General features: G+C 61.9%; 22 protein-coding genes. 16 read left to right on the plus strand and 6 right to left on the minus strand.

Translation table 11 applies throughout. The features are described 5' to 3' along the window. Positions 1-89: 89 nt before the first annotated feature. Positions 90-953, plus strand: a complete 864-nt coding sequence (locus tag DT070_RS10155) for a lysophospholipid acyltransferase family protein (protein WP_122955287.1) — start codon at positions 90-92, stop codon at positions 951-953. After that, entirely contained in the window at positions 950-1,846 is an 897-nt protein-coding gene (locus DT070_RS10160; RefSeq protein WP_194965933.1) for a lysophospholipid acyltransferase family protein, read from the plus strand. The genes DT070_RS10155 and DT070_RS10160 overlap by 4 nt, the downstream gene beginning before the upstream one ends. 88 nt (positions 1,847-1,934) lie before the next feature. On the opposite strand, the gene DT070_RS10165 is transcribed toward DT070_RS10160, so the two are convergent. Both DT070_RS10165 and yihA read right to left on the minus strand, forming a co-directional pair. Continuing rightward, positions 1,935-2,846, minus strand: a complete 912-nt coding sequence (locus DT070_RS10165; RefSeq protein ID WP_122955289.1) for an alpha/beta fold hydrolase — start codon at positions 2,844-2,846, stop codon at positions 1,935-1,937. A gap of 102 nt (positions 2,847-2,948) precedes the next feature. Continuing rightward, positions 2,949-3,680, minus strand: coding sequence for a ribosome biogenesis GTP-binding protein YihA/YsxC (gene yihA / locus DT070_RS10170; RefSeq protein ID WP_122955290.1), 732 nt, complete (start codon positions 3,678-3,680; stop codon positions 2,949-2,951). 212 nt (positions 3,681-3,892) lie between these two features. Here yihA and DT070_RS10175 point away from each other — a divergent pair, with 212 nt between their 5' ends. Next, positions 3,893-4,567 carry a cytochrome c gene (locus DT070_RS10175; RefSeq protein WP_122955291.1) on the plus strand — a complete coding sequence of 225 codons (675 nt, stop codon included), beginning with the start codon at positions 3,893-3,895 and terminating at the stop codon, positions 4,565-4,567. Here DT070_RS10175 and DT070_RS21315 read toward each other — a convergent pair. Then, positions 4,564-4,761 (minus strand): hypothetical protein, encoded by a 198-nt coding sequence (locus DT070_RS21315; protein WP_153976398.1) that lies wholly within the window; start codon positions 4,759-4,761, stop codon positions 4,564-4,566. The genes DT070_RS10175 and DT070_RS21315 overlap by 4 nt on opposite strands. Here DT070_RS21315 and DT070_RS10180 point away from each other — a divergent pair. The 4 genes from DT070_RS10180 to DT070_RS10195 all read left to right on the plus strand — a co-directional run bounded on the left by DT070_RS10180 (position 4,760) and on the right by DT070_RS10195 (position 10,126). Beyond that, the gene (locus DT070_RS10180) at positions 4,760-6,967 is read left to right on the plus strand and encodes a cytochrome c biogenesis protein ResB (protein ID WP_122955292.1); all 2,208 of its coding nucleotides are present in this window, start codon (positions 4,760-4,762) and stop codon (positions 6,965-6,967) included. The two genes, DT070_RS21315 and DT070_RS10180, sit on opposite strands and share 2 nt — an antisense overlap. Continuing rightward, positions 6,964-8,352 (plus strand): c-type cytochrome biogenesis protein CcsB, encoded by a 1,389-nt coding sequence (gene ccsB / locus DT070_RS10185; RefSeq protein WP_194965932.1) that lies wholly within the window; start codon positions 6,964-6,966, stop codon positions 8,350-8,352. The genes DT070_RS10180 and ccsB overlap by 4 nt, the downstream gene beginning before the upstream one ends. Before the next feature lie 116 nt (positions 8,353-8,468). Beyond that, positions 8,469-9,467 (plus strand): protein-methionine-sulfoxide reductase catalytic subunit MsrP, encoded by a 999-nt coding sequence (gene msrP, locus DT070_RS10190; protein WP_122955293.1) that lies wholly within the window; start codon positions 8,469-8,471, stop codon positions 9,465-9,467. Further along, positions 9,467-10,126 (plus strand): sulfite oxidase heme-binding subunit YedZ, encoded by a 660-nt coding sequence (locus DT070_RS10195; protein WP_122955294.1) that lies wholly within the window; start codon positions 9,467-9,469, stop codon positions 10,124-10,126. The genes msrP and DT070_RS10195 overlap by 1 nt, the downstream gene beginning before the upstream one ends. A 16-nt stretch (positions 10,127-10,142) precedes the next feature. Here DT070_RS10195 and lysA read toward each other — a convergent pair whose 3' ends face one another. Both lysA and DT070_RS21770 read right to left on the minus strand, forming a co-directional pair. Next, on the minus strand, positions 10,143-11,429 hold the full coding sequence (lysA, locus tag DT070_RS10200) for a diaminopimelate decarboxylase (RefSeq protein WP_122955295.1): 1,287 nt from the start codon (positions 11,427-11,429) through the stop codon (positions 10,143-10,145). Between the two features lie 161 nt (positions 11,430-11,590). Continuing rightward, complete coding sequence (locus DT070_RS21770) at positions 11,591-11,836, minus strand: lipoprotein (protein WP_122955296.1); 246 nt, start codon at positions 11,834-11,836, stop codon at positions 11,591-11,593. 12 nt (positions 11,837-11,848) lie between these two features. On the opposite strand from DT070_RS21770, the gene cyaY reads away from it, so the two are divergent. Then, positions 11,849-12,181 carry an iron donor protein CyaY gene (gene cyaY, locus DT070_RS10210; protein ID WP_122955297.1) on the plus strand — a complete coding sequence of 111 codons (333 nt, stop codon included), beginning with the start codon at positions 11,849-11,851 and terminating at the stop codon, positions 12,179-12,181. A gap of 96 nt (positions 12,182-12,277) precedes the next feature. Here the strand turns inward: cyaY and DT070_RS10215 are convergent, their stop codons facing one another. After that, positions 12,278-14,710: a penicillin-binding protein 1A gene (locus DT070_RS10215; protein WP_122955298.1), complete on the minus strand. Its 2,433-nt coding sequence runs from the start codon at positions 14,708-14,710 to the stop codon at positions 12,278-12,280. 268 nt (positions 14,711-14,978) lie between these two features. Here DT070_RS10215 and DT070_RS10220 point away from each other — a divergent pair, with 268 nt between their 5' ends. From DT070_RS10220 to DT070_RS10255, 8 genes are all read left to right on the plus strand, one after another. Next, positions 14,979-16,058 (plus strand): pilus assembly protein PilM, encoded by a 1,080-nt coding sequence (locus DT070_RS10220; RefSeq protein WP_122955299.1) that lies wholly within the window; start codon positions 14,979-14,981, stop codon positions 16,056-16,058. Then, positions 16,055-16,741, plus strand: a complete 687-nt coding sequence (locus tag DT070_RS10225; protein ID WP_122955300.1) for a PilN domain-containing protein — start codon at positions 16,055-16,057, stop codon at positions 16,739-16,741. The genes DT070_RS10220 and DT070_RS10225 overlap by 4 nt, the downstream gene beginning before the upstream one ends. Positions 16,742-16,763: 22 nt before the next feature. Beyond that, on the plus strand, positions 16,764-17,438 hold the full coding sequence (locus DT070_RS10230) for a type 4a pilus biogenesis protein PilO (RefSeq protein WP_122955301.1): 675 nt from the start codon (positions 16,764-16,766) through the stop codon (positions 17,436-17,438). Continuing rightward, the gene (locus DT070_RS10235; RefSeq protein WP_228778525.1) at positions 17,435-17,986 is read left to right on the plus strand and encodes a pilus assembly protein PilP; all 552 of its coding nucleotides are present in this window, start codon (positions 17,435-17,437) and stop codon (positions 17,984-17,986) included. The genes DT070_RS10230 and DT070_RS10235 overlap by 4 nt, the downstream gene beginning before the upstream one ends. Next, positions 17,983-20,097, plus strand: a complete 2,115-nt coding sequence (pilQ, locus tag DT070_RS10240; RefSeq protein ID WP_122955302.1) for a type IV pilus secretin PilQ — start codon at positions 17,983-17,985, stop codon at positions 20,095-20,097. Before DT070_RS10235 ends, pilQ begins: the two co-directional genes overlap by 4 nt. A gap of 171 nt (positions 20,098-20,268) precedes the next feature. Beyond that, complete coding sequence (locus tag DT070_RS10245; RefSeq protein ID WP_122955303.1) at positions 20,269-20,793, plus strand: shikimate kinase; 525 nt, start codon at positions 20,269-20,271, stop codon at positions 20,791-20,793. A gap of 55 nt (positions 20,794-20,848) precedes the next feature. Continuing rightward, a complete protein-coding gene (gene aroB / locus DT070_RS10250; protein WP_122955304.1) occupies positions 20,849-21,964 on the plus strand; it encodes a 3-dehydroquinate synthase in 1,116 nt (371 codons plus the stop codon). A gap of 100 nt (positions 21,965-22,064) precedes the next feature. Next, positions 22,065-23,264: a deoxyguanosinetriphosphate triphosphohydrolase gene (locus DT070_RS10255; protein WP_122955305.1), complete on the plus strand. Its 1,200-nt coding sequence runs from the start codon at positions 22,065-22,067 to the stop codon at positions 23,262-23,264. The last annotated feature ends 22 nt before the right edge of the window (positions 23,265-23,286 follow it).

Genomic DNA, 23,286 nt, shown 5'->3' on the forward strand with positions numbered 1-23,286 from the left:
AAGTTGTTCAGTAACTCGGCGACAGCCCCGATTATAAGACGGTCCTCCGGGGGCCGGATTGGCCCTTCAATACCCCTTTCACCTGTCTGATGCTCTGGTTGTTCCGTTTCCTCGCCCTCTGGCCGCTGGCTGCCCTGCATGCGGCGGGCGGCGCGCTGGGCTGGCTGGTGTGGGCCCTGAGCCCGCGCTACCGCGCGCAGTTCCGGGCGCATGTGGCGCAAGCCGGCCTGCCGTTTGAGGTGGCCCGGCCGGCGATTGCCGAAGCCGGGCGTTTTATCGCCGAGCTGCCCAAGCTCTGGATGCGGCCGGCCGATGAGTCGTGCCTGGGCAATGTGCGGGTGGAAGGCCAGACCCATGCCGAGAGCGCTTTTGCGCAGGGCCGTGGCGTGATTTTTTTCGGCCCCCACTGCGGCAGTTTTGAGCTGGGCCCGCAGGCGCTGGCCGAGCTTTACGGCCCCATCACCGCCATCTACCGGCCCGCGCGCAAGGCCTGGCTGGCCCGGCTGGAACGCCTGGCCCGCGACCGCGCCCACCTCACCGTCGTGCCGGCTTCCCTGGCCGGCATCCGCCTGATGCACAAAACCCTCAAGGCCAACCAGGCCGTGGCGCTGCTGACCGACCAGGTGCCGCCCGAGGGTTTGGGTGTGTGGGCGCCGTTCTTCGGCAAACCGGCTTACACCATGACGCTGGCGGCGCGGCTGGCGCTGCAAAGCGGGGCGGTGCTGCTGCCGGTGAGCTGCGAGCGCCTCGCGCACGGCAAAGGTTATTTCCTCAAGATCTGGCCGGCGGTAGAAGGCGTGCAGCCTGCCGATTCCGGCAAGGCTGGAGCCGACCTGCTGCAGCGCGTGACGGCGATCAACCGGGCGATTGAAGCCATCGTGCTGAGCCAGCCGGGCCAGTACCTCTGGGGCTACGCCCGCTACAAGACACCACGCAAGGAAGCCTCCCTTTGAAGACCGTTCGACAGATGGCCAGCCGGCTTGTGACCCGCGGCGGCATTGCGTTCATGCAGGTGCTGGCGCTGGTGCCGCTTTCCGTGACGCGCGGCCTGGGCGTGGTGCTCGGCTGGGTGTTGTATGCGGTGGTGGGCTCGCGCCGGCGTGTGGTCGGCGCCAACTTTGCGCTGTGCTTTCCTGAACTGTCAGCCGATGCGCGGCGCAAGCTCACGGTGCAGACCTTTGTTTACTTCGCCCAGGCCTGGCTGGACCGCGCCTGGCTGTGGCATGCGCCCAAGGCCTGGGTGCAGCGGCGCGTGCAGGTGACGGGTGCTCTGCAAGAGCTGCAGGGCAATGCGCCCACGCTGATTTTTTTGCCGCACTTCTTCGGTCTGGACGCGGCCTGGGCCGGTGTGGCGCTGCAGATGCCGCGGCCGTCAACCACCATTTACACCGACCAGTCCAACAAGCTAATCGACCGCTGGATCCTGCGCGGCCGGCGGCGTTTCGGCAACCTGCGGCTGTTTGGCCGCGCGGCCGGCGTCAAGCCCATCGTGGCGGCGCTGCGTGAAGGCCAGCCGCTGTATTTGCTGCCCGACATGGATTTCGGCCCGGATGACTCGGTGTTTGTGCCTTTTTATGGCCTGCCGACGGCAACCGTGCCGTCACTGTCGCGCTTTGCCAGACTGGGCCGCGCCAAGGTCTTGCCGCTGCTGCCGCGCATCACGCCCACCGGTTACGAGGTGCAGGTGCTGCCGGCCTGGACGGACTTTCCGACCGACGACGCGGTGGCCGATACCGCGCTGATGAACGCGCGGCTGGAGGACTACATCAACACCATGCCGGCGCAGTACTACTGGGTGCACAAGCGCTTCAAGACCCGGCCTGAAGGTGAGCCTTCGCTCTATTGAAGCGCGGTCGCGGGGTTGCGGGAAATTTAAGAAAATAGGCATCCAGCCCAATCCCTGTCTTGGGATATTGCTATCTATTTGATAGCGCTCAGCGCAAAAAGCGCTGCAGGTGCGCGGCCACCAGGGCAGGCTGCTCATGCACGATCCAGTGCGTCGCGCCTTCAATCCGGCGCAGGTCCATGCGCGGCACGTAATCACCCAATCCATCGAGCAAAGAAGCCGGCAGCGCGATGTCGTCCATGGCCCACAGCACCAGCGTGGGCAGCTTCACCTCCAGCATCTCGCGCGGAATCGTCACGCCGGCCGCGGCCGGGTCGTTGTGCGGAGGCCCGGGCCGCGGCGGGCGCAGCGGCGAGGCGCGGTAGTAGTTGCAGGGGCCCGTCAGGCCCTGGCGCCAGATGGCGCGGTATTGTTCCCGCACGGCGTCCGTCAGCCAGGCGTGGGGGCCGTCGGCCGCGCCCATCTTGGTAAAAAACTCCCACAGGCGGCGAAAGTCGTCTTCGGCCAGCAGGGCTTCGGCGTCCGGCCGGATCAAAAAATTCATGTAGGCGCTGGCGGCCTGTTGTTCGGTCGAGTGCTGCAGTTCGCGCAAAAAAGTGCCCGGGTGCGGCGAGTTGATGATCGCCAGCTTTTTCGTCAACGCCGGCTGGCCGGCCGCCAGGTTCCAGGCCACGGCGCCGCCCCAGTCATGCGCGATCAAACATTCGAGCGGGCCGCCTTCCAGCGCAATCAGCGCGGCGATGTCCTGCACCAGGTGTTTGGGCCGGTAGGCCGCGGCCTCGGCCGGCGCGCTGGATTGTTCAAAGCCGCGCAGGTTGGGCGCGATGCAGCGATAGCCGCCGTTTTCAGGCTGGGCGAAATGTTCGAGCAGGCCGTCCCACACAAAAGCAGCTTCGGGGAAGCCGTGCAGGAACATCAACACCGGCCGGCCTTTGGCACCGCTGCTGCGGCATGACAGCGTGATGCCGTGGGGCAGGGGCTGCAAACTGGTTTTAATCATGGTGCTACGCTTTTGATAGCGGCTTGCCCATGTACTGATTGGGCTGGGGCCGGTTTTTGTTCATAAACCTGGGCGGCCCCGCCCGCACCCGGATGAGCCCGCTCAGTCGTTGGCTTCCGGCTCGGCTTCAATCGCCTTGGCCGCCTTGGCCGGTTTTTCCTGCGGATGCGCCCAGTCCCACAAATGCTGGGCGACTTCCTCGACGCCGCGGCGCTTCAGCGAAGAAAACAGTTTGACGTCTCCGCCGCCGGCCTGCAGTCGCACAATGGACAGCGCCTTGGCGGCTTCGGTCTTGTTGAGCTTGTCCGACTTGGTCAGCAGCACCAGAAACTTCAGGCCTTCTTCCACCCGGGGCCGGATCACGTCGAGCAGGATTTCGTCCAGCTCGGTGAGGCCCAGGCGAGGGTCGCACAGCAGCACCACCGCCTTGAGGTTGTCACGCGTCTGCAAATAATTGCCCATTACTTTTTGCCAGCGGTATTTGGCTTCCTTGGGCACGGCCGCGTAGCCGTAGCCCGGCAAATCGGCCAGCACCGCGTCGGTCACGCCCTGCTTGCCCAGGCTGAAGAGGTTGATGCTTTGCGTGCGGCCCGGCGTTTTGGAGGCAAACGCCAGCCTGTGCTGCTGCGTCAGGGTGTTGATGCAGGTGGACTTGCCCGCATTGGAGCGGCCCACAAAGGCGATTTCAGGCACGTCGATACGCGGCAGGTGCATGAGCTCAGGCGCCGTGGTCAGGAACTTGGCCGTGTGCAGCCAGCCCATGGCGATCTTGGGATCAGGTGCGCCAGGTGCGGCTGCGGGCAGTTTGGGCTTGGGTGTGGAGGCTGAGGTCATTGGTCGGGCGGTCCCTGAAGGTCGGTTGTGCGCCACGGGCTTGCGTGGAAGGGAGCAAATGCCCCTGCAGGCGGGGCTTGGAGGGTGCTTGAACCCCAGTGGCGCCGGCGGCCGGTTGCCGCGGCAAGACCCGAATAATCGGGGATGCCCTGAAGCCATTGTAAAATCAGAAAGTTATAAGTTTTGTGCGCCAACCAATTAAAACCCCCGATATGAAGCTGTTCGTTACTTCCCTCCTGGCCGCCCTGTTGGCCGTGCCTGCCATGTCGTCGTTTGCCGCCGGCGAAGCCGCACCCGCGCACGGTGCCGCATCTGCCCCCGCAGCAGCAGCGCCAGCCAAGGTCGCCAAGCCAGACCTCGTCAAGGGCGGTGCCAGCTTCGCCGCCGTGTGCGTGGCCTGCCACGGCGCCGACGGAAACTCGGGCTCCCCCGAGAATCCCAAGCTGGCGCAGCAGCACCCTGAATACATCGTCAAGCAGCTGCAGGAGTTCAAGTCCGGCAAGCGCAAGAACGCCGTCATGCAGGGCTTTGCTTCGGCGCTGTCCGACGAAGACATGAAAAACATCGCTTACTGGGTCACGGCCAACAAGGCCAAACCCGGCTTCGCCAAAGACAAGGAACTGGTTTCCCTGGGCGAGCGCATTTACCGCGGCGGCGTGCAGGACCGCCAGATCGCCGCCTGCGCAGGCTGCCACAGCCCGACCGGCGCCGGCATTCCTTCGCAATACCCCCGCCTGGGCGGCCAGCATGCGGCCTACACGGCTGCGCAGCTGACGGCCTTCCGCGACGGTGGCCGCAAGAACAGCATCCCGATGAGCCAGGTCGCCGCCAAACTCAATGACCGCGAAATCCGCGCGCTGGCCGATTACATTGCCGGCCTTCGCTAGGCCACAAGCCTGCCGGGAGGCAGGTTTTTTTGCTGAAAGTACACGCAGAAGCCCTGCAGTATTGAACCCAAGCCTCCAAAACCAATCACACCAAGGCGGGTCTTTCTGATGAAAGCCCGCCTTTTTTCTTTTTCCCGTGCGCGCCGCCGGCTTTCCTGAGCTGGCCCCAGCTTCCACTCCAGCAATCCAAGCATGACAGTTTCCACCCAGGGTATGAAGGTCAATTGGGGCTCCCGCAGTCTGCGGGCGTCGGTGGAACTGCTGTCGTCCATGCGGTTTTCGATCTCGCTGCTGACGGTGATCTGCATCGCCTCCATCATCGGCACCGTGCTCAAGCAGGCCGAGCCGCTGGCCAATTACGTGAACCAGTTCGGCCCGTTCTGGGCGCAGGTGTTCAGCCTGCTCAGCCTCAACACGGTTTACAGCGCCTGGTGGTTTTTGCTGATCCTGGCCTTCCTGGTGATCTCCACGTCGCTCTGCATTGCACGAAACGCCCCCAAAATTTTCGCGGACCTGAACCAGCTCAAGGAAAACGTTCGTGAGCAAAGCCTCAAGGCCTTCGGCCATCGCGCTGAGGCCGCACTGGCCGAATCCCCCGAAGCGGCCGCGTGCCGCATCGGCCAGACGCTGGTGCAAAGCGGCTGGAAGGTCAAGCTGCAGCAGCGCCAGACAGCCGGGGGCGGCGGCTGGATGGTGGCGGCCAAGAAGGGTGCGGCCAACAAGCTCGGCTATATCGCTGCGCACAGCGCCATCGTGCTGGTGTGCATAGGCGGCCTGCTCGACGGCGACATGGTCGTGCGTGCGCAGATGTGGCTGAACGACAAGTCCATCTATTCCGGCGGCGGGCTGATTGCCGATGTGCCGGTGCAGCACCGCCTGAGCGACCGTAACCCGACCTTTCGCGCCAACCTGCTGGTGGCCGAGGGCACGCAATCGGGCACGGCCATCCTGAACCAGCCCGGCGGCGTGCTGCTGCAGGAGCTGCCGTTTTCCATCGAGCTCAAGAAATTCATCGTGGAGTACTACTCCACCGGCATGCCCAAGCTCTTTGCCAGCGACATCATCATTCACGACAAGGAAACCGGCGAGAAAATCCCGGCCCGTGTTGAAGTGAACCACCCGGCCAGCCACCGCGGCATCGAGATCTACCAGTCCAGCTTTGACGACGGCGGCTCCAGCGTCACGCTCAAGGCGATTCCCATGGCGGCGGCCAGCAAGCCGTTTGAAATCCAGGGCACGATTGGCGGCACCAGCCAGCTGACCAACGGGCAAGGCGAGGGCGCCGAAAAACTCACACTCGAATACACCGCGCTGCGTGTCATCAACGTCGAGAACTTCGCCTCGGGCGGCAGCATGGGCTCAGGCGCTGACGTGCGCAAGGTCGACCTTCACCAGGCCATCGACACACGCCTGGGCGCGGCCAACAAGACCGTGACGCAAAAAGAGCTGCGCAACGTCGGGCCCAGCGTGAGCTACAAGCTGCGCGACGCGGCCGGGCAGGCCCGCGAATTCCACAACTACATGCTGCCGGTCAAGACCGACCAGAACGAAAACGCCCCCGCTGTCTACCTGCTGGGCGTGCGTGAGACACCGTCTGCGCCTTTCCAGTACCTGCGCATTCCGGTCGACCCGGAAGGCAGCATGGACACCTTTTTGCGCCTGCGCGCGGCGCTGGCCAATCCGGCACAGCGTGAGCTGGCCGTCAGGCGCTATGCCAGCCAGGCCATCGGCCGCGACCGGCCCGAATTGGCGCAGCAACTGGCCGCTTCGGCTTCACGTGCGCTGGCCTTGTTCGCCGGCAGCGCCGCCGACGCTACACCGGCCGGTGTGAAAACCGCAGGCCTGCAAGCGATTTCCGACTTCATGGAAGCCAACGTGCCCGAAGCCGAACGCAGCCGCGCCGGCGAAGTGCTGGTGCGCATCCTCAACGGCGTGCTGTTTGAGCTGGCCCAGATGACGCGCGAGCAGGCAGGCCTCAAGCCGCTCGGCCAGGACGACAAGACGCTGGGCTTTATGTCGCAAATGGTGCTGAGCCTGTCGGACGCCCATTTCTACCCGGCCCCGATGGCGTTTGAGCTGAAGGATTTCACGCAGGTGCAGGCCAGCGTGTTCCAGGTGGCGCGCGCGCCGGGCAAGACCATCGTCTACCTGGGTTGCGCCTTCCTGATTTTGGGCGTGTTCGCCATGCTGTATGTGCGTGAGCGCCGCGTCTGGGTCTGGCTGGCACCGCGCGGCGCCTCGGCACACGGGGCTCCCGCTGAGGGCGCTTCAGTGACAGAATCGGCCGAAGACCCGGCACATAGCCACGCCACCATGGCCTTGTCCACCAACCGCAAGACCATGGACGGGGACAAGGAGTTCGAGATGTTGAAAACGAAACTGTTGCAGGCGCCTTTATGAATACCTCCACGATCAACAACACGGCGGTCAACACCACCACCCTCAAAGCCGGTGGCGACACCACGCTCAGCCTGAACGAAGGCTACTTCGCCCGGCGCAATGTGCTGGACTGGGTGTTTGCCGCGCTGGTCACCGGCGGCCTTTTGTACGCCTTCTTCCGCTACGGCGCGTTCATGGACGTCTATGAAAAAGGCATCCTGCTGGCGGCCATTCCGTCGGCCATCGCGATGGGCTGGTTCTGGCGGCCGCTGCGTGTGCTGATGGTGGTGGTGAGCGCCTTCGCGCTGCTGGCCATCGCGTCTTACCAGGTCGACGGCGCGGGCAGCCTGGCGCGCTCCGAGCAGGTGTTCTGGCTCAAGTACTTCCTCTCCAGCCAGTCGGCGATCTTGTGGATGAGCGTGCTGTTTTTCATGAGCACGATTTTTTACTGGCTGGGCATGTTTGCCAAAGGCCAGAGCAGCACGCTGGAATCACTGGGCTCCAAAATCGCCTGGGTCGCCGTCGGCATGGCGCTGATCGGCACGCTGGTGCGCTGGTACGAAAGCTACCTGATCGGCGCTGACGTCGGGCACATCCCGGTCAGCAACCTCTATGAAGTGTTTGTGCTGTTTTGCTGGATGACAGCGGCTTTCTACCTCTACTTTGAATCGCAGTACAACACCCGCGCGCTGGGCGCTTTTGTGATGCTGGTGGTCAGCGCCGCGGTCGGCTTTTTGCTCTGGTACACGGTGGTCCGCGAAGCCCATGAAATCCAGCCGCTGGTGCCTGCGCTCAAAAGCTGGTGGATGAAGCTGCATGTGCCGGCCAACTTCATCGGCTACGGCATGTTCTCGCTGGCCGCCATGGTGTCGCTGTCTTACCTCATCAAGCAGCAGGCCGACGAAACCCGCTGGCACCGGCTCACGCCGCTGTGGCTGCTGGGCGTGGTGCTGTGTTTTGTGCCCATCGTGTTTCGCAGCAAGTCGCCGGCCGAAGTGGGCGGCAGTTACTACTGGGTCGGGTACCTCGCCGTGTCCGGGCTGATCGCCGCCGGCATCCTGCTCGGCCGCAAGCGCATCGCTTCGCGCCTGCCCAGCTTTGAGGTGCTGGACGATGTGATGTACAAGTCCATTGCCGTCGGCTTTGCCTTTTTCACCATCGCCACGGTGCTGGGCGCCCTGTGGGCGGCTGAAGCCTGGGGCGGCTACTGGAGCTGGGACCCCAAGGAAACCTGGGCGCTGATTGTCTGGCTCAACTACGCGGCCTGGCTGCACATGCGGCTGATGAAGGGCCTGCGCGGCACCGTGGCGGCCTGGTGGGCGCTGGTGGGGCTGGCGGTCACCACATTTGCCTTCCTGGGTGTCAACATGTTCCTGTCGGGCCTGCACAGCTACGGAACCTTGTAGCCGGCAGCGAGTCCTTGTAAGGTGGGTTAACTTGCTTGTTCGCCTGCCAGGTTGAATCCCTGTAAGAAGCTGCGGCGTATTCAGACTAACCCCTTAACGGATATCAAGGACCTCTCATGCTCATCAAGACCCACGCCAGCGGCTTCGACCACCCCGTTCCCAGCGAAATCACCCCGCAAGGCATTTACCAGGGCCGCCGCGACCTGATCAAACTCATGGCCACGGGCGCGGCGGGCGCCGCCATGGCGGGCTGGGCCGGACGGCAGGCGATGGCGCAAACGGTACAAAAGCCCGGCAAGCTGGCAACGCTGGCGGGCGGCAAATCGGCCGTGGCCGGTGCGGTGACCATGGAAAAGGTCACCGACTACAAAGACGCCTCGACCTACAACAACTTCTACGAGTTCGGCACCGACAAGGCCGACCCGGCCAAAAATGCCCACACGCTGGTGACCAAGCCCTGGTCGGTGGCCGTCGAAGGCCTGGTCAAGCAGCCCAAAACCTTCACGCTCGAAGACCTGCTCAAGCTCAGCCCGCAGGAAGAACGCATCTACCGCATGCGCTGCGTCGAGGGTTGGTCCATGGTGATCCCGTGGGTGGGGTATTCGCTGTCGGAGCTCATCAAGAAGGTCGAGCCGCTGGGCAACGCCAAATACGTCGAGTTCATCACCCTGGCCGACCCCAAGACCATGCCGTTTGTGGGTTCGCGCGTGCTCGACTGGCCTTATGTGGAAGCGCTGCGCATGGACGAAGCCATGCACCCGCTGGCCCTGTTGACCTTTGGCATGTACGGTGAAGTGCTGCCCAACCAGAACGGCGCGCCGGTGCGCATGGTGCTGCCCTGGAAGTACGGCTTCAAGAGCGGCAAGAGCATTGTGAAAATCCGCTTTACCGACAAAGAGCCGCGCACTGCCTGGAACAAGGCCGCGGCGCAGGAATACGGCTTTTATTCCAACGTGAACCCGGACGTCGACCACCCGCGCTGGAGCCAGGCCACCGAGCGCCGCATCGGCGAAGACGGCCTCTTTGCCAAGAAGCGCAAGACGCTGATGTTCAACGGCTATGAAGCCCAGGTGGGCCAGTTGTACGCAGGCATGGACCTCAAGAAGAACTTTTGATGAGTTCTCTTCTGGCGAGCCGGCAAAAATGGTTGCTGCACCCGGCAGCCAAACCGGTGGTGTTCTTGCTGTGCCTGCTGCCGTTTGCCTGGCTTTTCTACGGCGCCTTTACCAACCAGCTGGGCGCCAATCCCGCCGAAGCATTGATACGCGCGACCGGCGACTGGACGCTGCGTTTCCTTTGCATCGTGCTGGCGGTCACGCCGCTGCGGGTCATCACCGGTACGCCGGCACTGGCGCGCTTTCGGCGCATGCTGGGGCTGTTCACGTATTTTTATGTCGTCATCCACCTGCTGAGCTACAGCTGGTTTGACATGGGTTTTGATTTTTCCGATATCGCGAAAGACATCGCCAAGCGGCCGTTCATCCTGGTGGGGTTCTCGGCCTTTGTCCTCCTGACGCCTTTGGCGGCGACGTCGTTCAACGCCGCCATCAAGGCCATGGGCGCCAAACGCTGGCAGTGGCTGCACAAGCTGGTCTACCTGATTGCCGGGTTGGGGCTGCTGCACTTCTTCTGGATGCGCGCCGGCAAGAACAACTTTGCGGAAGTATTTGTCTACGCCGGGATCATCGCCGCGCTGCTGGGCTGGCGCGTGCAGCAGTTTTTAAGGAAAAAGAGGCTGCAGCCCGCGTACGGTGTACGCAATACGCTATCGTAATGATAGCAACCGGCGTTTAGCCGGCGACCAGCCGTTCCTGGCGGGTCTGGTCGTCCACGGTTTCCCGCTGGCGGATCAGGTGCACTTTGTCCCCGTCAACCAGCAATTCAGCCGCGCGGCCGCGGGTGTTGTAGTTGCTGGCCATGCTCATGCAATACGCGCCCGCCGACATCACCGCCAATTGGTCGCCCGCCGCCACTGACAAGGCGCGGTCGCGGCCAACCCAGTCGCCGCTTTCGCAGACCGGGCCGACCACGTCATAGGTGACTTTCTCCGCATCATCTTTGGGCGATGAAAGCGGCACGATGGCGTGAAACGCCTGGTACATGGCGGGCCGGGGCAGGTCGTTCATGGCCGCATCGATGATGCAGAAATTCTTGTGCTCACCGGGCTTGACGTACAGCACTTCGGTCAGGCACACGCCGGCATTGCCGACCAGCGAACGGCCGGGCTCGATCATCAGTTTTTTGCCGCCGTAGCCGCGCGCGTCCAGCTTGGCCAGCAGCTGGTGCCACAGGGCGTCTGCTTCAGGCGGGGTGTCGTTGTTGTAGTTGATGCCCAGGCCGCCGCCGAAGTCGATGTGTTCCAGGGGAATGCCCGCGCCTTCAATCGCCGCCACCAGGTCGAGCACCCGGTCCATGGCATCCAGGTAAGGCGTGGTGTCGGTGATTTGCGAGCCGATGTGGCAATCGATGCCGACCACCCGCAGGCCCTGGAGCGATGCCGCGTGCCGGTAGAGGCGCAGGGCGTCTTCATGCGCCACGCCGAACTTGTTGTCCTTGAGGCCGGTGGAAATATAGGGATGCGTCTTGGGGTCCACATTCGGGTTGACGCGGATGCTGACAGGCGCGCGCAGTTTCATGGCCAGCGCCACTTCCGAAAGCACGTCCAGTTCGGCTTCGCTTTCGACGTTAAAGCAGCCGATGCCGGCCGCCAGGGCCTGGCGCATTTCGGCGCGGGTTTTGCCCACGCCCGAGAAGATGATCTTGGCGGCCTCACCGCCCGCGGCCAGCACGCGGCTGAGTTCCCCACCCGAGACGATGTCAAACCCGCAGCCGGCGCGCGCAAACACCTGCAGCACGCCCAGCGATGAGTTGGCCTTCATGGCGTAGCAGATTTGCGCGTGGCGCCCTTCAAAACCGCGCTGGTAAGCGGCGAGCGCCGACAGCATGGCCGCTTTGGAGTAAACAAAGAGCGGCGTGCCATGCGTGGCGGCGAGGTCGTGCAAGCGGACGTTTTCAACGAACAGCTCACCCTCTCGGTAGGCGAAATGGGGGTGGCCGGGAAGGAATGGGCGGGTCATGGGTAATAAAGGCTTTTAACCGTGCGTGTTGTTCGGGGTATCTTAAAGAGCGTGCAGGCTGCGCGCCATGACCGATTCAAGGTGACTGTCTGCCTTCGCCTTGGATTTGAAGGTTCAGGCGGGACATGGCCTGAAGCTTCGCAACGCCAGGAGCGCAAGCCTTACGGGCGGGGGGCAGAAGCCGGCAGGGCCGGCGCCACTGCCGCAGGCGGCGCTTCGGGAAGGGCGGTGTAGGGTGCGGGCGGGGCCGAAGGCGTCACCCCGGGAATTTTGGGCGGCACTGGATGGTAAAGCGGGCCTTTTTGCCCGCAGCCGGCCAGCAAGGCGGCGCCGACCACAAGCGCAGCAAGGCCATGCCGCAAGGCCGGATTACGGACGCGGCCTAAAATTTGAGCTGAAGAAACCATGATGGGATTGTAATGACGGACATCGAATACCAGGATCTGGCCGAGAGCGCGCTCAAGGCGGTGGAGACGGCCTGCGACCGGATCAATGATGAAACCGACGCGGACATCGACAACCAGCGGACCGGCGGCATGATCACGCTGACTTTTTCAAACCGCAGCCAGATCATCATCAACCTGCAAAAACCGCTGCAGGAAATCTGGATGGCGGCCAAGGCCGGCGGGTTTCACTACAAGTTCAGCGGCGGGCGCTGGGCCGACACCAAGGATTCCAGCGAGTTCTTCGCCAATTTGTCGCGTTATGCCAGCGAGCAGGCGGGCCGGCCGCTGGTGTTCAAGCCGGCTTGAGGCGCTGGGGCCTCCAGGCCGAAGCGAAACCAAAAAAAGGGCTCCGAGAGAGCCCTTTTTCCTTTTTGCTGGTTGATGCGGATTCGCGTCAGTGCGTCAGTTCTTGAACAAATCCAGGATGCGTTTTTTCTCGTCCGAAGGCGGCAGCACCTGGATAGCCCCGCCCGGCGGCGCGGCCGGGTTGGCGGGCTGGCCGGCATTGGCTGCGGCCGGGTCCTGCTGGATGCCGACCGTGCTGACGCCGGAGCCCCGGGCGTATTCGCTGTAGTACCACTCGCCGCCCACATTCACCACGCCTTCGGGCGCCGGGTATTCGGTCACCGGCACGCCTTTGAGGGCATATTCCATATAGTTGATCCAGATCGGCAGGCTCAGGCCGCCGCCGGTTTCGCGGTCGCCCAGTTTTTTCGGCGTGTCGTAACCCATCCAGACCGCTGCGGTCAGCGTGGGCTGGAAGCCCACAAACCAGGTGTCGATGGAGTCGTTGGTCGTGCCGGTCTTGCCGAAAAGGTCAGGGCGCTTGAGCGTGGCCTGCGCCCTCGCAGCCGTGCCGGAGCGCGCCACTTCCTGCAGCAGGCTGTCCATGATGAAGGCATTGCGTGCGTCAATGCCCCGGATGGACTCGTCCAGCACGGGCGGCTTGGTTTCCAGCAACACTTTGCCGCGCTGGTCGGTGATTTTGGTGATCAGGTAGGGATTGACGCGGTAGCCGCCGTTGGCAAACACCGAATAGGCGGTGGCCATCTGCATCGGTGTGACCGAGCCGGCGCCCAGCGCCATCGTCAGGTAGGCGGGGTGCTTTTCCGCTTCAAAGCCGAAATGCGTGACCCAATCCTGGGCGTAAGGCGCGCCTATCGCTTGCAGGATACGGATGGAGATCATGTTCTTGGACTTCTTCAGGCCGGTCCGCAGGCTCATCGGGCCGTCGAAAGTGCCGTCGTAGTTTTTCGGCTCCCAGGGCTGGCCGCCGGTCACGCCGGCATCAAAGAACAGGGGCGCGTCGTTGACCACGGTGGCCGGGGTGAAACCCTTTTCAAGCGCTGCCGAGTAGATAAAGGGCTTGAAGCTGGAGCCCGGCTGGCGCCAGGCCTGGGTTACGTGGTTGAACTTGTTCTTTTCGAAGTCAAAGCCGCCCACCAAGGCGCGGATGGAGCCGTCACGCGGGTCCAGCGCCACAAAAGCGCCTTCCACTTCAGGTAACTGGGTGATTTCCCAGGTGTTCTTCGGTGTCTTCGCGACACGGATCAGGGCGCCGCGGCGGATCTTGATATTGGGGCCGGCCTTGTCGGCCAGGCCCGATTGGGCGGGCTTCAGGCCGTCGCCGGTGATTTCCACCGTTTCGCTGTTCTGGCGCATCGCCAGGATTCGTTTGGGATTGGCCTCCAGCACCACGGCCGACATGACGTCGCCGTTGTCCGGGTTGTCGGTCAGGGCGTCGTCGATCGCGTCTTCGGTTTCCTGCGGGTTGACGGGCAGGTCGATGAATTTCTCGGGGCCGCGGTAAATCTGGCGGCGCTCGTAATCCATGATGCCCTTGCGCAAGGCCTTGTAGGCGACGGTCTGGTCGGTGGCGCGCAGGGTGGTGTAAACGTTCAGGCCACGGGTGTAGGTCTCATCCCCATACTGGTTGTAGACCAGCTGGCGCACGGTTTCGGCCACATATTCAGCATGAACCCGGCCCGCATCCGGGCCTGTCCTGACCTTCAGGGGCTCTTCCTTGGCCGATTTGGCCTGTTCGGCCGTGATGAAGCCGTTTTCTTCCATGCGCTCAATGATGTAGAGCTGGCGGGCGCGGGCGCGCTTGGGGTTGATGATGGGGTTGTAGGCCGAAGGGGCCTTGGGCAAGCCGGCCAGCATGGCGGCTTCAGCGATGGAGATGTTCTTGAGAGGCTTGCCGAAATAGGCCTCCGAAGCGGCCGCAAACCCGTAAGCCCGGTTGCCCAGGAAAATCTGGTTCATATAGATCTCAAGGATCTGGTCCTTGGTCAGCAGGTGCTCCAGCTTGAAGGTCAGCAAAATCTCATAGATCTTGCGGGTATAGCTTTTTTCCGCCGACAGGTAGACGTTGCGGGCCACCTGCATGGTGATGGTGGACGCGCCCTGCGCTTTGGCGCGGCCAACGTTCGCAAGTCCTGCCCGGATCACACCCAGGTAGTCCACCCCGCCATGCTGGAAGAAGCGGGCGTCCTCGATGGCGAGCACGGCATCCTTCATGACCTGGGGGATGTCGTTTATGGGGGTCAGGCTGCGGCGCTCTTCCCCGAATTCGCCGATCACCACGCCGTCGGCGGAATAAACGCGCAGCGGAAGCTTGGGCCGGTAGTCCGACAAGTCGGAGATGTCCGGGAGGTTGGGGTAGGCGACCGACAGGGCGACGGCCACAAACAGCAGGATGGCGACGGCGCCCGCCAGCAGCAGGCCCCCGCTCCACAAAAAGAGCTTGACCAGCCAGCCCGGCAGGAAGGACCTGGCAGGACCTTGCTTGACCGGGTCGGGGTTTGAATCAGGAGATGTGGGCTTGGAGGGCATGTAGGCAATCGTAAAGTCGCGTCACTATTATAAAAATCCCGAAAAGCCAGGAAGGCGGCGTGTCAGCGCCAGCACCATACTTTTACGTTTACAGACATCGTTTTGGGGAACCCCTGCCTCTGGCGGCCTGGCAAGACCGTCTGCTTTTGACAACGTTCCGGGCATCCAAAACAGGAAAAATCCTTACTGCACAAAGAGCTTACTGCTACTATTCAAGTGATTTCTTAAGTATGCAGGGCTACATATTAGCCGTCATTTGGGGACTGCCTTGATCTCTCTGGGATCGTTATTCAACCGCCAACAACCCGCTTTGCTGGGTTTGGATATCAGTTCGTCCAGCGTCAAGCTGGTGGAGTTGAGCCGTGACAAGGCCGGGAACCTGGTGCTCGATCGCTGCGCGATCGAACCCCTGGAGCGCGGCTGGATCACCGACGGCAATGTCGAGAAATTCGACGAAGTCGCCGAAGCCGTGCGACGTTTGGTCAAAAAAAGCGGAACCCGCACCAAAAACGTGGCCATGGCGCTGCCCGCATCGGCGGTCATCACCAAAAAAATCATCCTGCCGGGCGGCATGACGGATGCCGAACTCGAACTCCAGGTGGAGTCGGAAGCCAACCAGTACATTCCCTTCTCCCTGGACGAAGTCAGCCTTGACTTCTGCGTGGTGGGGCCGAGCCCGACCTCCAGCGGTGACGTGGAAGTGCTGATTGCCGCTTCGCGCAAGGAAAAAGTGCAGGATCGGGAGGGCCTGGCAGAAGCCGCCGGGCTCAAGCCCATCGTGGTCGATGTCGAGTCGTATGCCTCGCGCCTTGCCACAGCCCGCCTGATCGAAAACCTGCCCAACAAGGGCGTGGACACCATGGTCGCCCTGTTTGAGGTGGGCGCTTTGACCACCAGCATGCAGGTCATCAAGAATGACGATGTGCTCTACGAGCGCGACCAGGCCTTCGGCGGCGCGCAACTGACGCAGCTGATTGTTCGCCAGTACGGTTTTTCCCCCGAAGAGGCGGAAAGCAAAAAGCGCAGCGGCGAGTTGCCGGAAGACTATGCGTCGGGCGTCCTGAAGCCGTTTGTCGAAAGCATGGCGCAGGAAATCGGTCGTGCGCTCCAGTTCTTTTTCACCAGTACACCGCATAACAAGGTGGACTACGTGATGCTGGCCGGCGGCTCGTCCGCATTGCCCGGCCTGACCGACTCCGTTACGCAGCAGACCTCATTTGCCTGCCTTCTGGCCAATCCTTTTGAAGGAATGGAGCTAGGGGACAGCGTGCGGGAAAAGAAAATGCGCCGTGAGGCATCGTCTTACCTGACCTCCTGTGGTCTGGCTTTGCGGAGGTTCCTGCAGTGATTCTGGTCAATCTGCTCCCGCACCGCGAAGCTGCGCGCAAGCGCCGGCGTGAGGTATTTTTTGCAGCCCTGGGCATCGCCGCATTGATAGGCGGCCTGATTTGCGGCGCGGTGTACTCGTGGTACCTCGCCCAGATTGAAACCCAGCGAGGCAAAAACAATTTCCTCAAGACAGAAATTACCCGTCTGGAAGGCCAGATCAAGGACATTGCCACCCTGCAGGCGGAAATCGCTGCGCTGAGGGCGCGCCAGAACGCGGTGGAAGATCTGCAGGGCAACCGCAACATGCCGGTATATCTGTTGAGCGAGCTGGTCAAGCAGCTTCCCGATGGCGTTTATATCAGTTCCATGAGGCAGGACAACCAGACTGTCTTGATCACAGGTGTAGCGCAATCCAATGAACGGGTTTCCGAGTTGCTGCGAAATCTATCCAACAACAGTGTTTGGCTCACACAGCCTCAATTGATAGAGATCACCGCGGGAACGGTGGCGCTCAGCCCACGTGATCAGCGGCGGGTGTCTAATTTCTCCATGCGCATAGGTGTGAAGCGTGCGACTGATCCGAAAGTTGTGAGCTCTGCAGCTGTCGGTTCGGCATCAGCGCCTGTCGTGCAATCGGCGGTGCCCGCCTTGCAGGCGGCTGTGCCCGCTGCAATCGCCTCGGCTCCTGCCAAGAAGATCTGAAACGGGCTGAACGATACTGATCATGGCAAAAATTCCAAAACCATCTATCGATTTTGCGGCGCTTCAAAGCAGTTTGAAGACCCAGTTCTCGGGGCTTAATCCCAATGATCCACCGTCATGGCCGGCGTTGCCCCGGTACCTTTTGTGCGTTGTCGTAACCATTTTTGTCGTTGTGGCGCTTTGGTTCTTATGGTTGAGCTCCTCGGACGAAGAATTGACGAACGAGAAGGCCAAGGAAGTTCAGCTGAAAGAGGATTACAAGAAAAAGCTGGTCCAAGCAGTCAATCTTGACGCGCTGAAGAAGCAGAGAGAACAGGTTCAGCAATATGTTACGCAGCTGGAAAAGCAGCTGCCAGGCAAAGCTGAAATGGATGCGCTTCTTTCCGATATCAATCAAGCTGGCCTGGGCCGCAGTCTGCAGTTTGAGTTGTTCCGCCCAGGCCAAGTGAGTGTGAAGGAATATTACGCAGAGTTGCCTATTGCTGTCCGCGTGACTGGCCGCTACCACGACATCGGAGCTTTTGCGGCCGATATTGCAAACCTCTCCCGTATCGTGACGCTGAACAATATGACCATCACCCCGGGCAGGGATGGCAATTTGACGATGGATACCACCGCAAAGACTTTCCGTTATCTGGACACTGCAGAAGTGGCTTCGCAGCGCAAAGTCGCTCCAGCAAAAGGAGCCGCTAAATGACGTCCGACAATAAGATGCGGTGGATCGGTGTGATGCTGATTGCATCCGGGCTGGTGGGCTGCGGTTCATCCGAGCAGGAAGAGTTGCAGCAGTGGATGACGGAGCAGCGCAACGCGACAAAGCCACGGGTTCAGCCTTTGCCTGAGCCCACGAAATTCTCGCCGCAATCGTATACCCAGGAAGGCGCCATAGAGCCGTTCAGCAACCAGAAGCTGACCCAGGCGCTCAAGCGTGACTCGAATCAGGCGACATCCAATGCGGCCTTGATTGCGCCGGAGCTTAGCCGGCGCAAAGAGCCCCTGGAGGCCTATCCGCTGGATGCAACTGTCATGGTGGGAAGTCTGATCAAGGCCGGCCAGCCGGTGGCACTGGTCAAGGTCGACAACCTGGTCTACCAGGTTCGAATGGGAAACTATCTGGGGCAGAACTACGGCCGCATCACGAAGGTGGGTGAAACGAGCATTGCCCTGCGTGAAATCGTGCAAGACGCCGCCGGAGAGTGGATTGAGCGGACGGCGACTTTACAGCTTTTAGAGGGATCAAAATGAACAAGCAAACATGGGCATTCGAGGCAGAAGGTACGGGAGGCGGCCTTAAGCGTTTGCTTGAACGTGTATTGCGCGGCGCTTCATTGGGCGTAGCCGTGCTGGTGGCGTCACTGCCGATGGCCGCAAATGCTGAAAACTCGATTCAGTCCGTCTCAGGTTCGGTTCAGGGGGGCACCGAGATCATCCGGATTGACCTGGCGGAGCCGCTGGCAACCGTTCCTACCGGCTTCAGTATTCAGGCGCCCGCACGGATTGCCCTGGATTTCCCGGGCGTGAGCAATGCCATGGGGCGGTCTTCGGTGGAACTCAATGTGGGGAACCTGCGCTCGGCAAATGTGGTTCAGGCCGGTGAGCGTACCCGTGTAGTGCTTAACCTGAAGGCGCCTTCAACCTACAAGGCCGAGATTCAAGGCAAGACCTTGTTGATCACGCTGGACGCTTCAGCATCTGTCGCTTCGCCTACAGCCCCGGTGCAGGTATTCGCGGAGAGCCGCAATCGCGACGTTCTGCCACTCAAGGACATCGATTTCCGCCGCGGCAACGACAGCAGCGGACGCATTGTCGTCGGATTGTCCAACAACGAAGTGGGTGTTGATATCCGCCAGCAGGGCCAGACCCTGGTGGTTGAATTCCTGAAAACCGCTTTGCCGGAAGGTTTGCGCCGCCGCCTTGACGTCGCTGATTTCGGCACCCCCGTGCAGACTGTGACGACATTCCAGACCGGCGACAAGGTTCGCATGGTGGTGGAGCCCAAAGGTTCCTGGGAGCACAGCGCTTACCAGAGCGACAACCAGTTTGTGCTGGAAGTACGTCAGCAAAAAGTGGACCCGACCAAGCTGACCCAGGGGCCCGGCTACAACGGCGAAAAGCTCTCCCTGAATTTCCAGAACATCGAGATTCGCTCTTTGCTGCAAGTCATCGCCGATTTCACCAACTTCAACATCGTCACTTCCGATTCCGTGACGGGCAGCGTCACTTTGAGGTTGAAGGACGTCCCATGGGATCAGGCGCTGGACATCATTTTGCAATCCAAGGGCCTGGGTATGCGCAAAAACGGCAATGTGCTGGTGATCGCACCCAAGGATGAACTGGCGGCGAAAGACAAGCTTGATCTCGAGTCCAGGAACGCGATACAGAGCCTAGAGGCTGTTCGTACGCAATCCTTCCAGATCAACTACGCCAAGGCGGCCGATATTGCGACGCAGATCACCGCCGGCGGCAGCGGGCCCACCAGCGCCCGTATCCTGTCCAACCGCGGCAGCGTCATTGCCGAGTCGCGTACCAACCAGTTGTTTGTGACCGATATCCCGTCGAAGCTGGAGCAGGTTCAAGACCTGATCACCAAGCTTGACGTGGCAGTTCGTCAGGTGCTGATCGAAGCGCGGATTGTCGAAGCTTCGGATTCATTCGGGCGGTCGCTGGGTGCGCGTCTGGGCGGCCAACCCTTTAACCAGAACACCAACTCGTCTTTTGGCGGCACATACAGCGCCACAACGGCTGGCACCACTGCGGGACAGTTTTTGAGCCTGCCGGCTGTGGGCCAGAACGGTTTTGCAGCGGCAACGTTCGCAGTGTCCTTGTACAACGCTGCCAAAACCCGCTTCCTGAACCTTGAAATTTCCGCATCAGAGGCGGACGGCAAGACAAAGATTGTCTCCAGCCCGCGGGTAGTTACGGCGGACCAGGTGAAGGCGCTGATTGAGCAGGGTACCGAGCTTCCATATCAGCAGGCCACCTCCAGCGGCGCGACTTCCATCGCGTTCCGCAAGGCCAACCTGAAGCTTGAAGTCACCCCGCAAATCACCCCTGAGGGCAACATCATTCTCCAGGTGGATGTCAACAAGGATAGCGTGGGTCGCGAAACATCCAATGGTTTTGCCATTGATACCAAACACATCCAGACGCAGGTTCTCGTGGAAAACGGCGGAACGGTGGTGATCGGCGGCATTTTTGAACAGAACGACCGCGACAACGTGACCAAGGTTCCGTTCCTGGGCGACCTGCCGGGTGTCGGCAATCTCTTCAAGCAGACCACACGCTCCGCGACCAAGTCCGAGCTGCTGGTGTTCATCACGCCAAAAATGCTGACCAACGGATCGGCGTTGCGTTAAGTCTTGCAACAAGGCCGGTGTCGCCGCGAGGCGGCCGTCCTGGTGAGAAAATGCAGGTAGTGGCGGGCCCTTTGGGGCCTGTTCCGTTTTTGACGCTGGCCTGTTTTTCGTCCGCTTTTATTCACGCTATCCGAGGCAGACTGTCTCCCGACTCCATTGAATGCACTCCCTTTGAGAATCGCCTGTGTGGGTCTTCCCGGTTCGGGCAAGTCGACCGTCGGCAGGCATCTCGCCCGAAAGATGGGGCTGCGATTCGTCGATTCGGACCAGGTGATCGAGCAACGCATCGGCTGCTCCATTCGTGAATTCTTTGAGCGTGAAGGCGAAAACGCATTCCGCGATATCGAGCAGCTTGTCATTGATGAGTTGACTGCTGGCCCCTCCTGCGTGCTTTCCAGCGGCGGCGGAACGGTGCTGCGTCCCGCCAACCGGCAAAACCTTCGGGAAAGGGCGCAGGTGGTTTACCTGCACTCCATCCCCGAAGAGGTGTTCCGCCGTTTACGGCATGACCAGAACCGGCCCCTGCTTCAGGTGGCCGATCCGCTGGCCCGGCTCAGGGATCTTTATGCCGCGCGCGACCCCCTGTACCGGGAAACCGCCCACTTCGTCATTGAAACCGGCCGGCCTTCGGTGTCCACCCTGGTCAACATGATCCTCATGCAGCTTGAGCTGGCGGGCGTGGCGCCTTCGCCCTGAGCGCAGCGAATCCTCCCCGCTGCACGGGGCCGGCAGTAGCCTCTACACTTCCCCCATGCAAGCAAATTCTTCTCCTGCGGCGGCGCAAATCCAGATTGACCTCGGCGAGCGCAGCTATCCCATCACGATCGGCAGCGGGCTTCTTGGCAACAGCCTGACGTACAAGGACATCCCCAAAGCCGCCACCGCGCTGGTGGTGTCGAACACGACGGTGGCGCCCCTTTATGCGGCGCAGCTGACAGAAGCGCTGCGCCAGCGGTATGACAAGGTGGTGCTGGTCACATTGCCTGACGGCGAAGTGCACAAGGACTGGCCGACGCTGCAGCTGATCTTTGATGCCCTGCTGGGCAACGGCTGCGACCGTAAGACGGTGCTCTTTGCGCTGGGCGGCGGTGTGGTGGGTGACATGGCGGGTTTTGCCGCCGCCAGCTATATGCGCGGCGTGCCGTTTGTGCAGGTGCCCACGACCTTGCTGGCCCAGGTGGATTCGTCGGTCGGCGGCAAGACGGCGATCAACCATCCTCTGGGCAAAAACATGATCGGTGCGTTCTACCAGCCCTTGCTGGTGGTGTGTGACCTCGACGCCCTGGCGACATTGCCGACCCGCGAATTGAGCGCCGGGCTGGCCGAGATCATCAAATACGGCCCGATTGCCGACATGGCATTTCTTGAGTGGATCGAGGGCAATCTTGAAGACCTGCTGGCCAGGGAGCCCGCGGCCATGGCCCATGCCATCCGCCGCAGCTGCGAGATCAAGGCCTGTGTCGTGAGCCAGGACGAGCGCGAATCGGGGCTGCGGGCCATCCTGAACTTCGGCCACACCTTCGGCCATGCCATTGAGTCCGGCCTGGGCTACGGGGAATGGCTGCATGGCGAAGGCGTGGGTTGCGGCATGGTCATGGCCGCGCATTTGTCGGAACGCCTTGGCCTGGTCGACCGGTTTTTTGTCGAACGCCTGACCCGGCTTGTGCTGCGCGCCGGCCTGCCCATCAGGGCGCCGGTGCTGTCCGCCAGCGACAACGCCGGCCGCTACCTGGAGTTGATGCGCATCGACAAAAAATCCGAGGCGGGCGAAATTCGTTTTGTCGTGATAAACGGCCCGGGCCAGGCCGCCGTGCGCGCCGCGCCCGATGCCCTGGTGCGCGAAGTGATCGACCTGTGCTGCGCATGAGTGCCCGTCGGGTTTGCGGCACCGGCCATTGGTTGCTATTAATTTAATAGCTGTATCCCTAGATGGCGCAATGGCTACAGGCCTTTTTTATGCTTAAACCATGACCCTGCAGCCTTATGCCTGTGACCCGGCGCAATCACGCGGCCGGCGTTACGCCGAAATCGCGGCGCCGACGCGCTCCGAGTTCCAGCGCGATCGCGACCGTATCGTGCATTCCACGGCGTTTCGCCGCCTGGTCTACAAAACCCAGGTCTTCCTCAACCATGAAGGCGACCTGTTCCGCACGCGCCTGACCCATTCGCTGGAGGTCGCGCAGCTCGGGCGCTCCATCGCACGCACCTTGGGCTTGAACGAAGACCTGGTCGAGGCGATTGCCCTGGCGCATGACCTGGGCCACACGCCTTTCGGCCATGCCGGGCAGGACGCCCTCAATGCCTGCCTGAAGGCCTGCAATCCCGAGAGCGCGGGTTTCGAGCACAACCTGCAAAGCCTTCGTGTGGTGGATGCACTGGAAGAGCGCTACCCGGCCTACAACGGCCTGAACCTCACCTTCGAGACGCGCGAAGGCATCCTCAAGCATTGCTCGCGGCGCAATGCGCGTCACATCGAGGCGCGTGAGCCGGGCGGCGTCGCCCGGCGGTTTGTCGAGCAACCGCCTGACGGCCCGCAGTGGAAGCAGCCAGGGCTGGAAGCGCAACTGGCCAACCTCGCCGACGAAATCGCCTACAACGCCCACGACATCGACGACGGCGTGCGCTCGGGCCTGCTCAGCCTGGAGCAACTGGAGGACGTGGAGCTGTTCGCCCAGCACTGCCGCGAAACCCGCTTGGCCCACCGCGGGCTGCAAGGGCGGCGGCTGTTGTTCGAGACCATACGGCGCATGCTCAGCGCGCAGGTCTACAACGTCATGGATGCGACATCGGCCGCCATTCACGCGGCTGCGCCGGCCAATGTCGACGATGTTCGCTCTCACGCCCCGCTGGTTTGCTTCACCGAAGAAATGGCGCTGCAGTCGGCTGCACTCAAGCGGTTTTTGCTGCAAAACCTGTACCGCCACCCGAAAGTGACGGAAACCACGCAGGCGGCCAAGCAGGTGGTGCGCGACCTGTTCGAAGCCTATATGGCGGATCCCTCCCAGATGCCGCAGGCGCATATCGACCGGTTTGACGGCATCGATGCACCCCACGCGGCGGGCGCCAAACCCGAACGGGTGGTGGCCGACTACATCGCCGGCATGACGGACCGCTTTGCCACGAAAGAGCATGAGCGCCTGAAAGGGCGCGCCGCCTTTTCCGTGTGATCGCCGGTGTGACGCGCGCCTC

Origin of the sequence: Polaromonas sp. SP1 (assembly GCF_003711205.1) — a bacterium.
Taxonomy (GTDB): Bacteria; Pseudomonadota; Gammaproteobacteria; order Burkholderiales; family Burkholderiaceae_C; genus Polaromonas.

What these genes read in the sequence shown, in the direction of transcription:
- DT070_RS10155 (WP_122955287.1), top strand. Translation starts at nt 90, where the DNA reads ATGCTCTGGTTGTTCCGTTTCCTCGCCCTCTGGCCGCTGGCTGCCCTG.
- DT070_RS10165 (WP_122955289.1), bottom strand. Translation starts at nt 2,846, where the DNA reads ATGATTAAAACCAGTTTGCAGCCCCTGCCCCACGGCATCACGCTGTCA.
- yihA (WP_122955290.1), bottom strand. Translation starts at nt 3,680, where the DNA reads ATGACCTCAGCCTCCACACCCAAGCCCAAACTGCCCGCAGCCGCACCT.
- DT070_RS10175 (WP_122955291.1), top strand. Translation starts at nt 3,893, where the DNA reads ATGAAGCTGTTCGTTACTTCCCTCCTGGCCGCCCTGTTGGCCGTGCCT.
- DT070_RS10180 (WP_122955292.1), top strand. Translation starts at nt 4,760, where the DNA reads ATGACAGTTTCCACCCAGGGTATGAAGGTCAATTGGGGCTCCCGCAGT.
- DT070_RS21315 (WP_153976398.1), bottom strand. Translation starts at nt 4,761, where the DNA reads ATGCTTGGATTGCTGGAGTGGAAGCTGGGGCCAGCTCAGGAAAGCCGG.
- ccsB (WP_194965932.1), top strand. Translation starts at nt 6,964, where the DNA reads ATGAATACCTCCACGATCAACAACACGGCGGTCAACACCACCACCCTC.
- msrP (WP_122955293.1), top strand. Translation starts at nt 8,469, where the DNA reads ATGCTCATCAAGACCCACGCCAGCGGCTTCGACCACCCCGTTCCCAGC.
- DT070_RS10195 (WP_122955294.1), top strand. Translation starts at nt 9,467, where the DNA reads ATGAGTTCTCTTCTGGCGAGCCGGCAAAAATGGTTGCTGCACCCGGCA.
- lysA (WP_122955295.1), bottom strand. Translation starts at nt 11,429, where the DNA reads ATGACCCGCCCATTCCTTCCCGGCCACCCCCATTTCGCCTACCGAGAG.
- DT070_RS21770 (WP_122955296.1), bottom strand. Translation starts at nt 11,836, where the DNA reads ATGGTTTCTTCAGCTCAAATTTTAGGCCGCGTCCGTAATCCGGCCTTG.
- cyaY (WP_122955297.1), top strand. Translation starts at nt 11,849, where the DNA reads ATGACGGACATCGAATACCAGGATCTGGCCGAGAGCGCGCTCAAGGCG.
- DT070_RS10215 (WP_122955298.1), bottom strand. Translation starts at nt 14,710, where the DNA reads ATGCCCTCCAAGCCCACATCTCCTGATTCAAACCCCGACCCGGTCAAG.
- DT070_RS10230 (WP_122955301.1), top strand. Translation starts at nt 16,764, where the DNA reads ATGGCAAAAATTCCAAAACCATCTATCGATTTTGCGGCGCTTCAAAGC.
- DT070_RS10235 (WP_228778525.1), top strand. Translation starts at nt 17,435, where the DNA reads ATGACGTCCGACAATAAGATGCGGTGGATCGGTGTGATGCTGATTGCA.
- pilQ (WP_122955302.1), top strand. Translation starts at nt 17,983, where the DNA reads ATGAACAAGCAAACATGGGCATTCGAGGCAGAAGGTACGGGAGGCGGC.
- aroB (WP_122955304.1), top strand. Translation starts at nt 20,849, where the DNA reads ATGCAAGCAAATTCTTCTCCTGCGGCGGCGCAAATCCAGATTGACCTC.
- DT070_RS10255 (WP_122955305.1), top strand. Translation starts at nt 22,065, where the DNA reads ATGACCCTGCAGCCTTATGCCTGTGACCCGGCGCAATCACGCGGCCGG.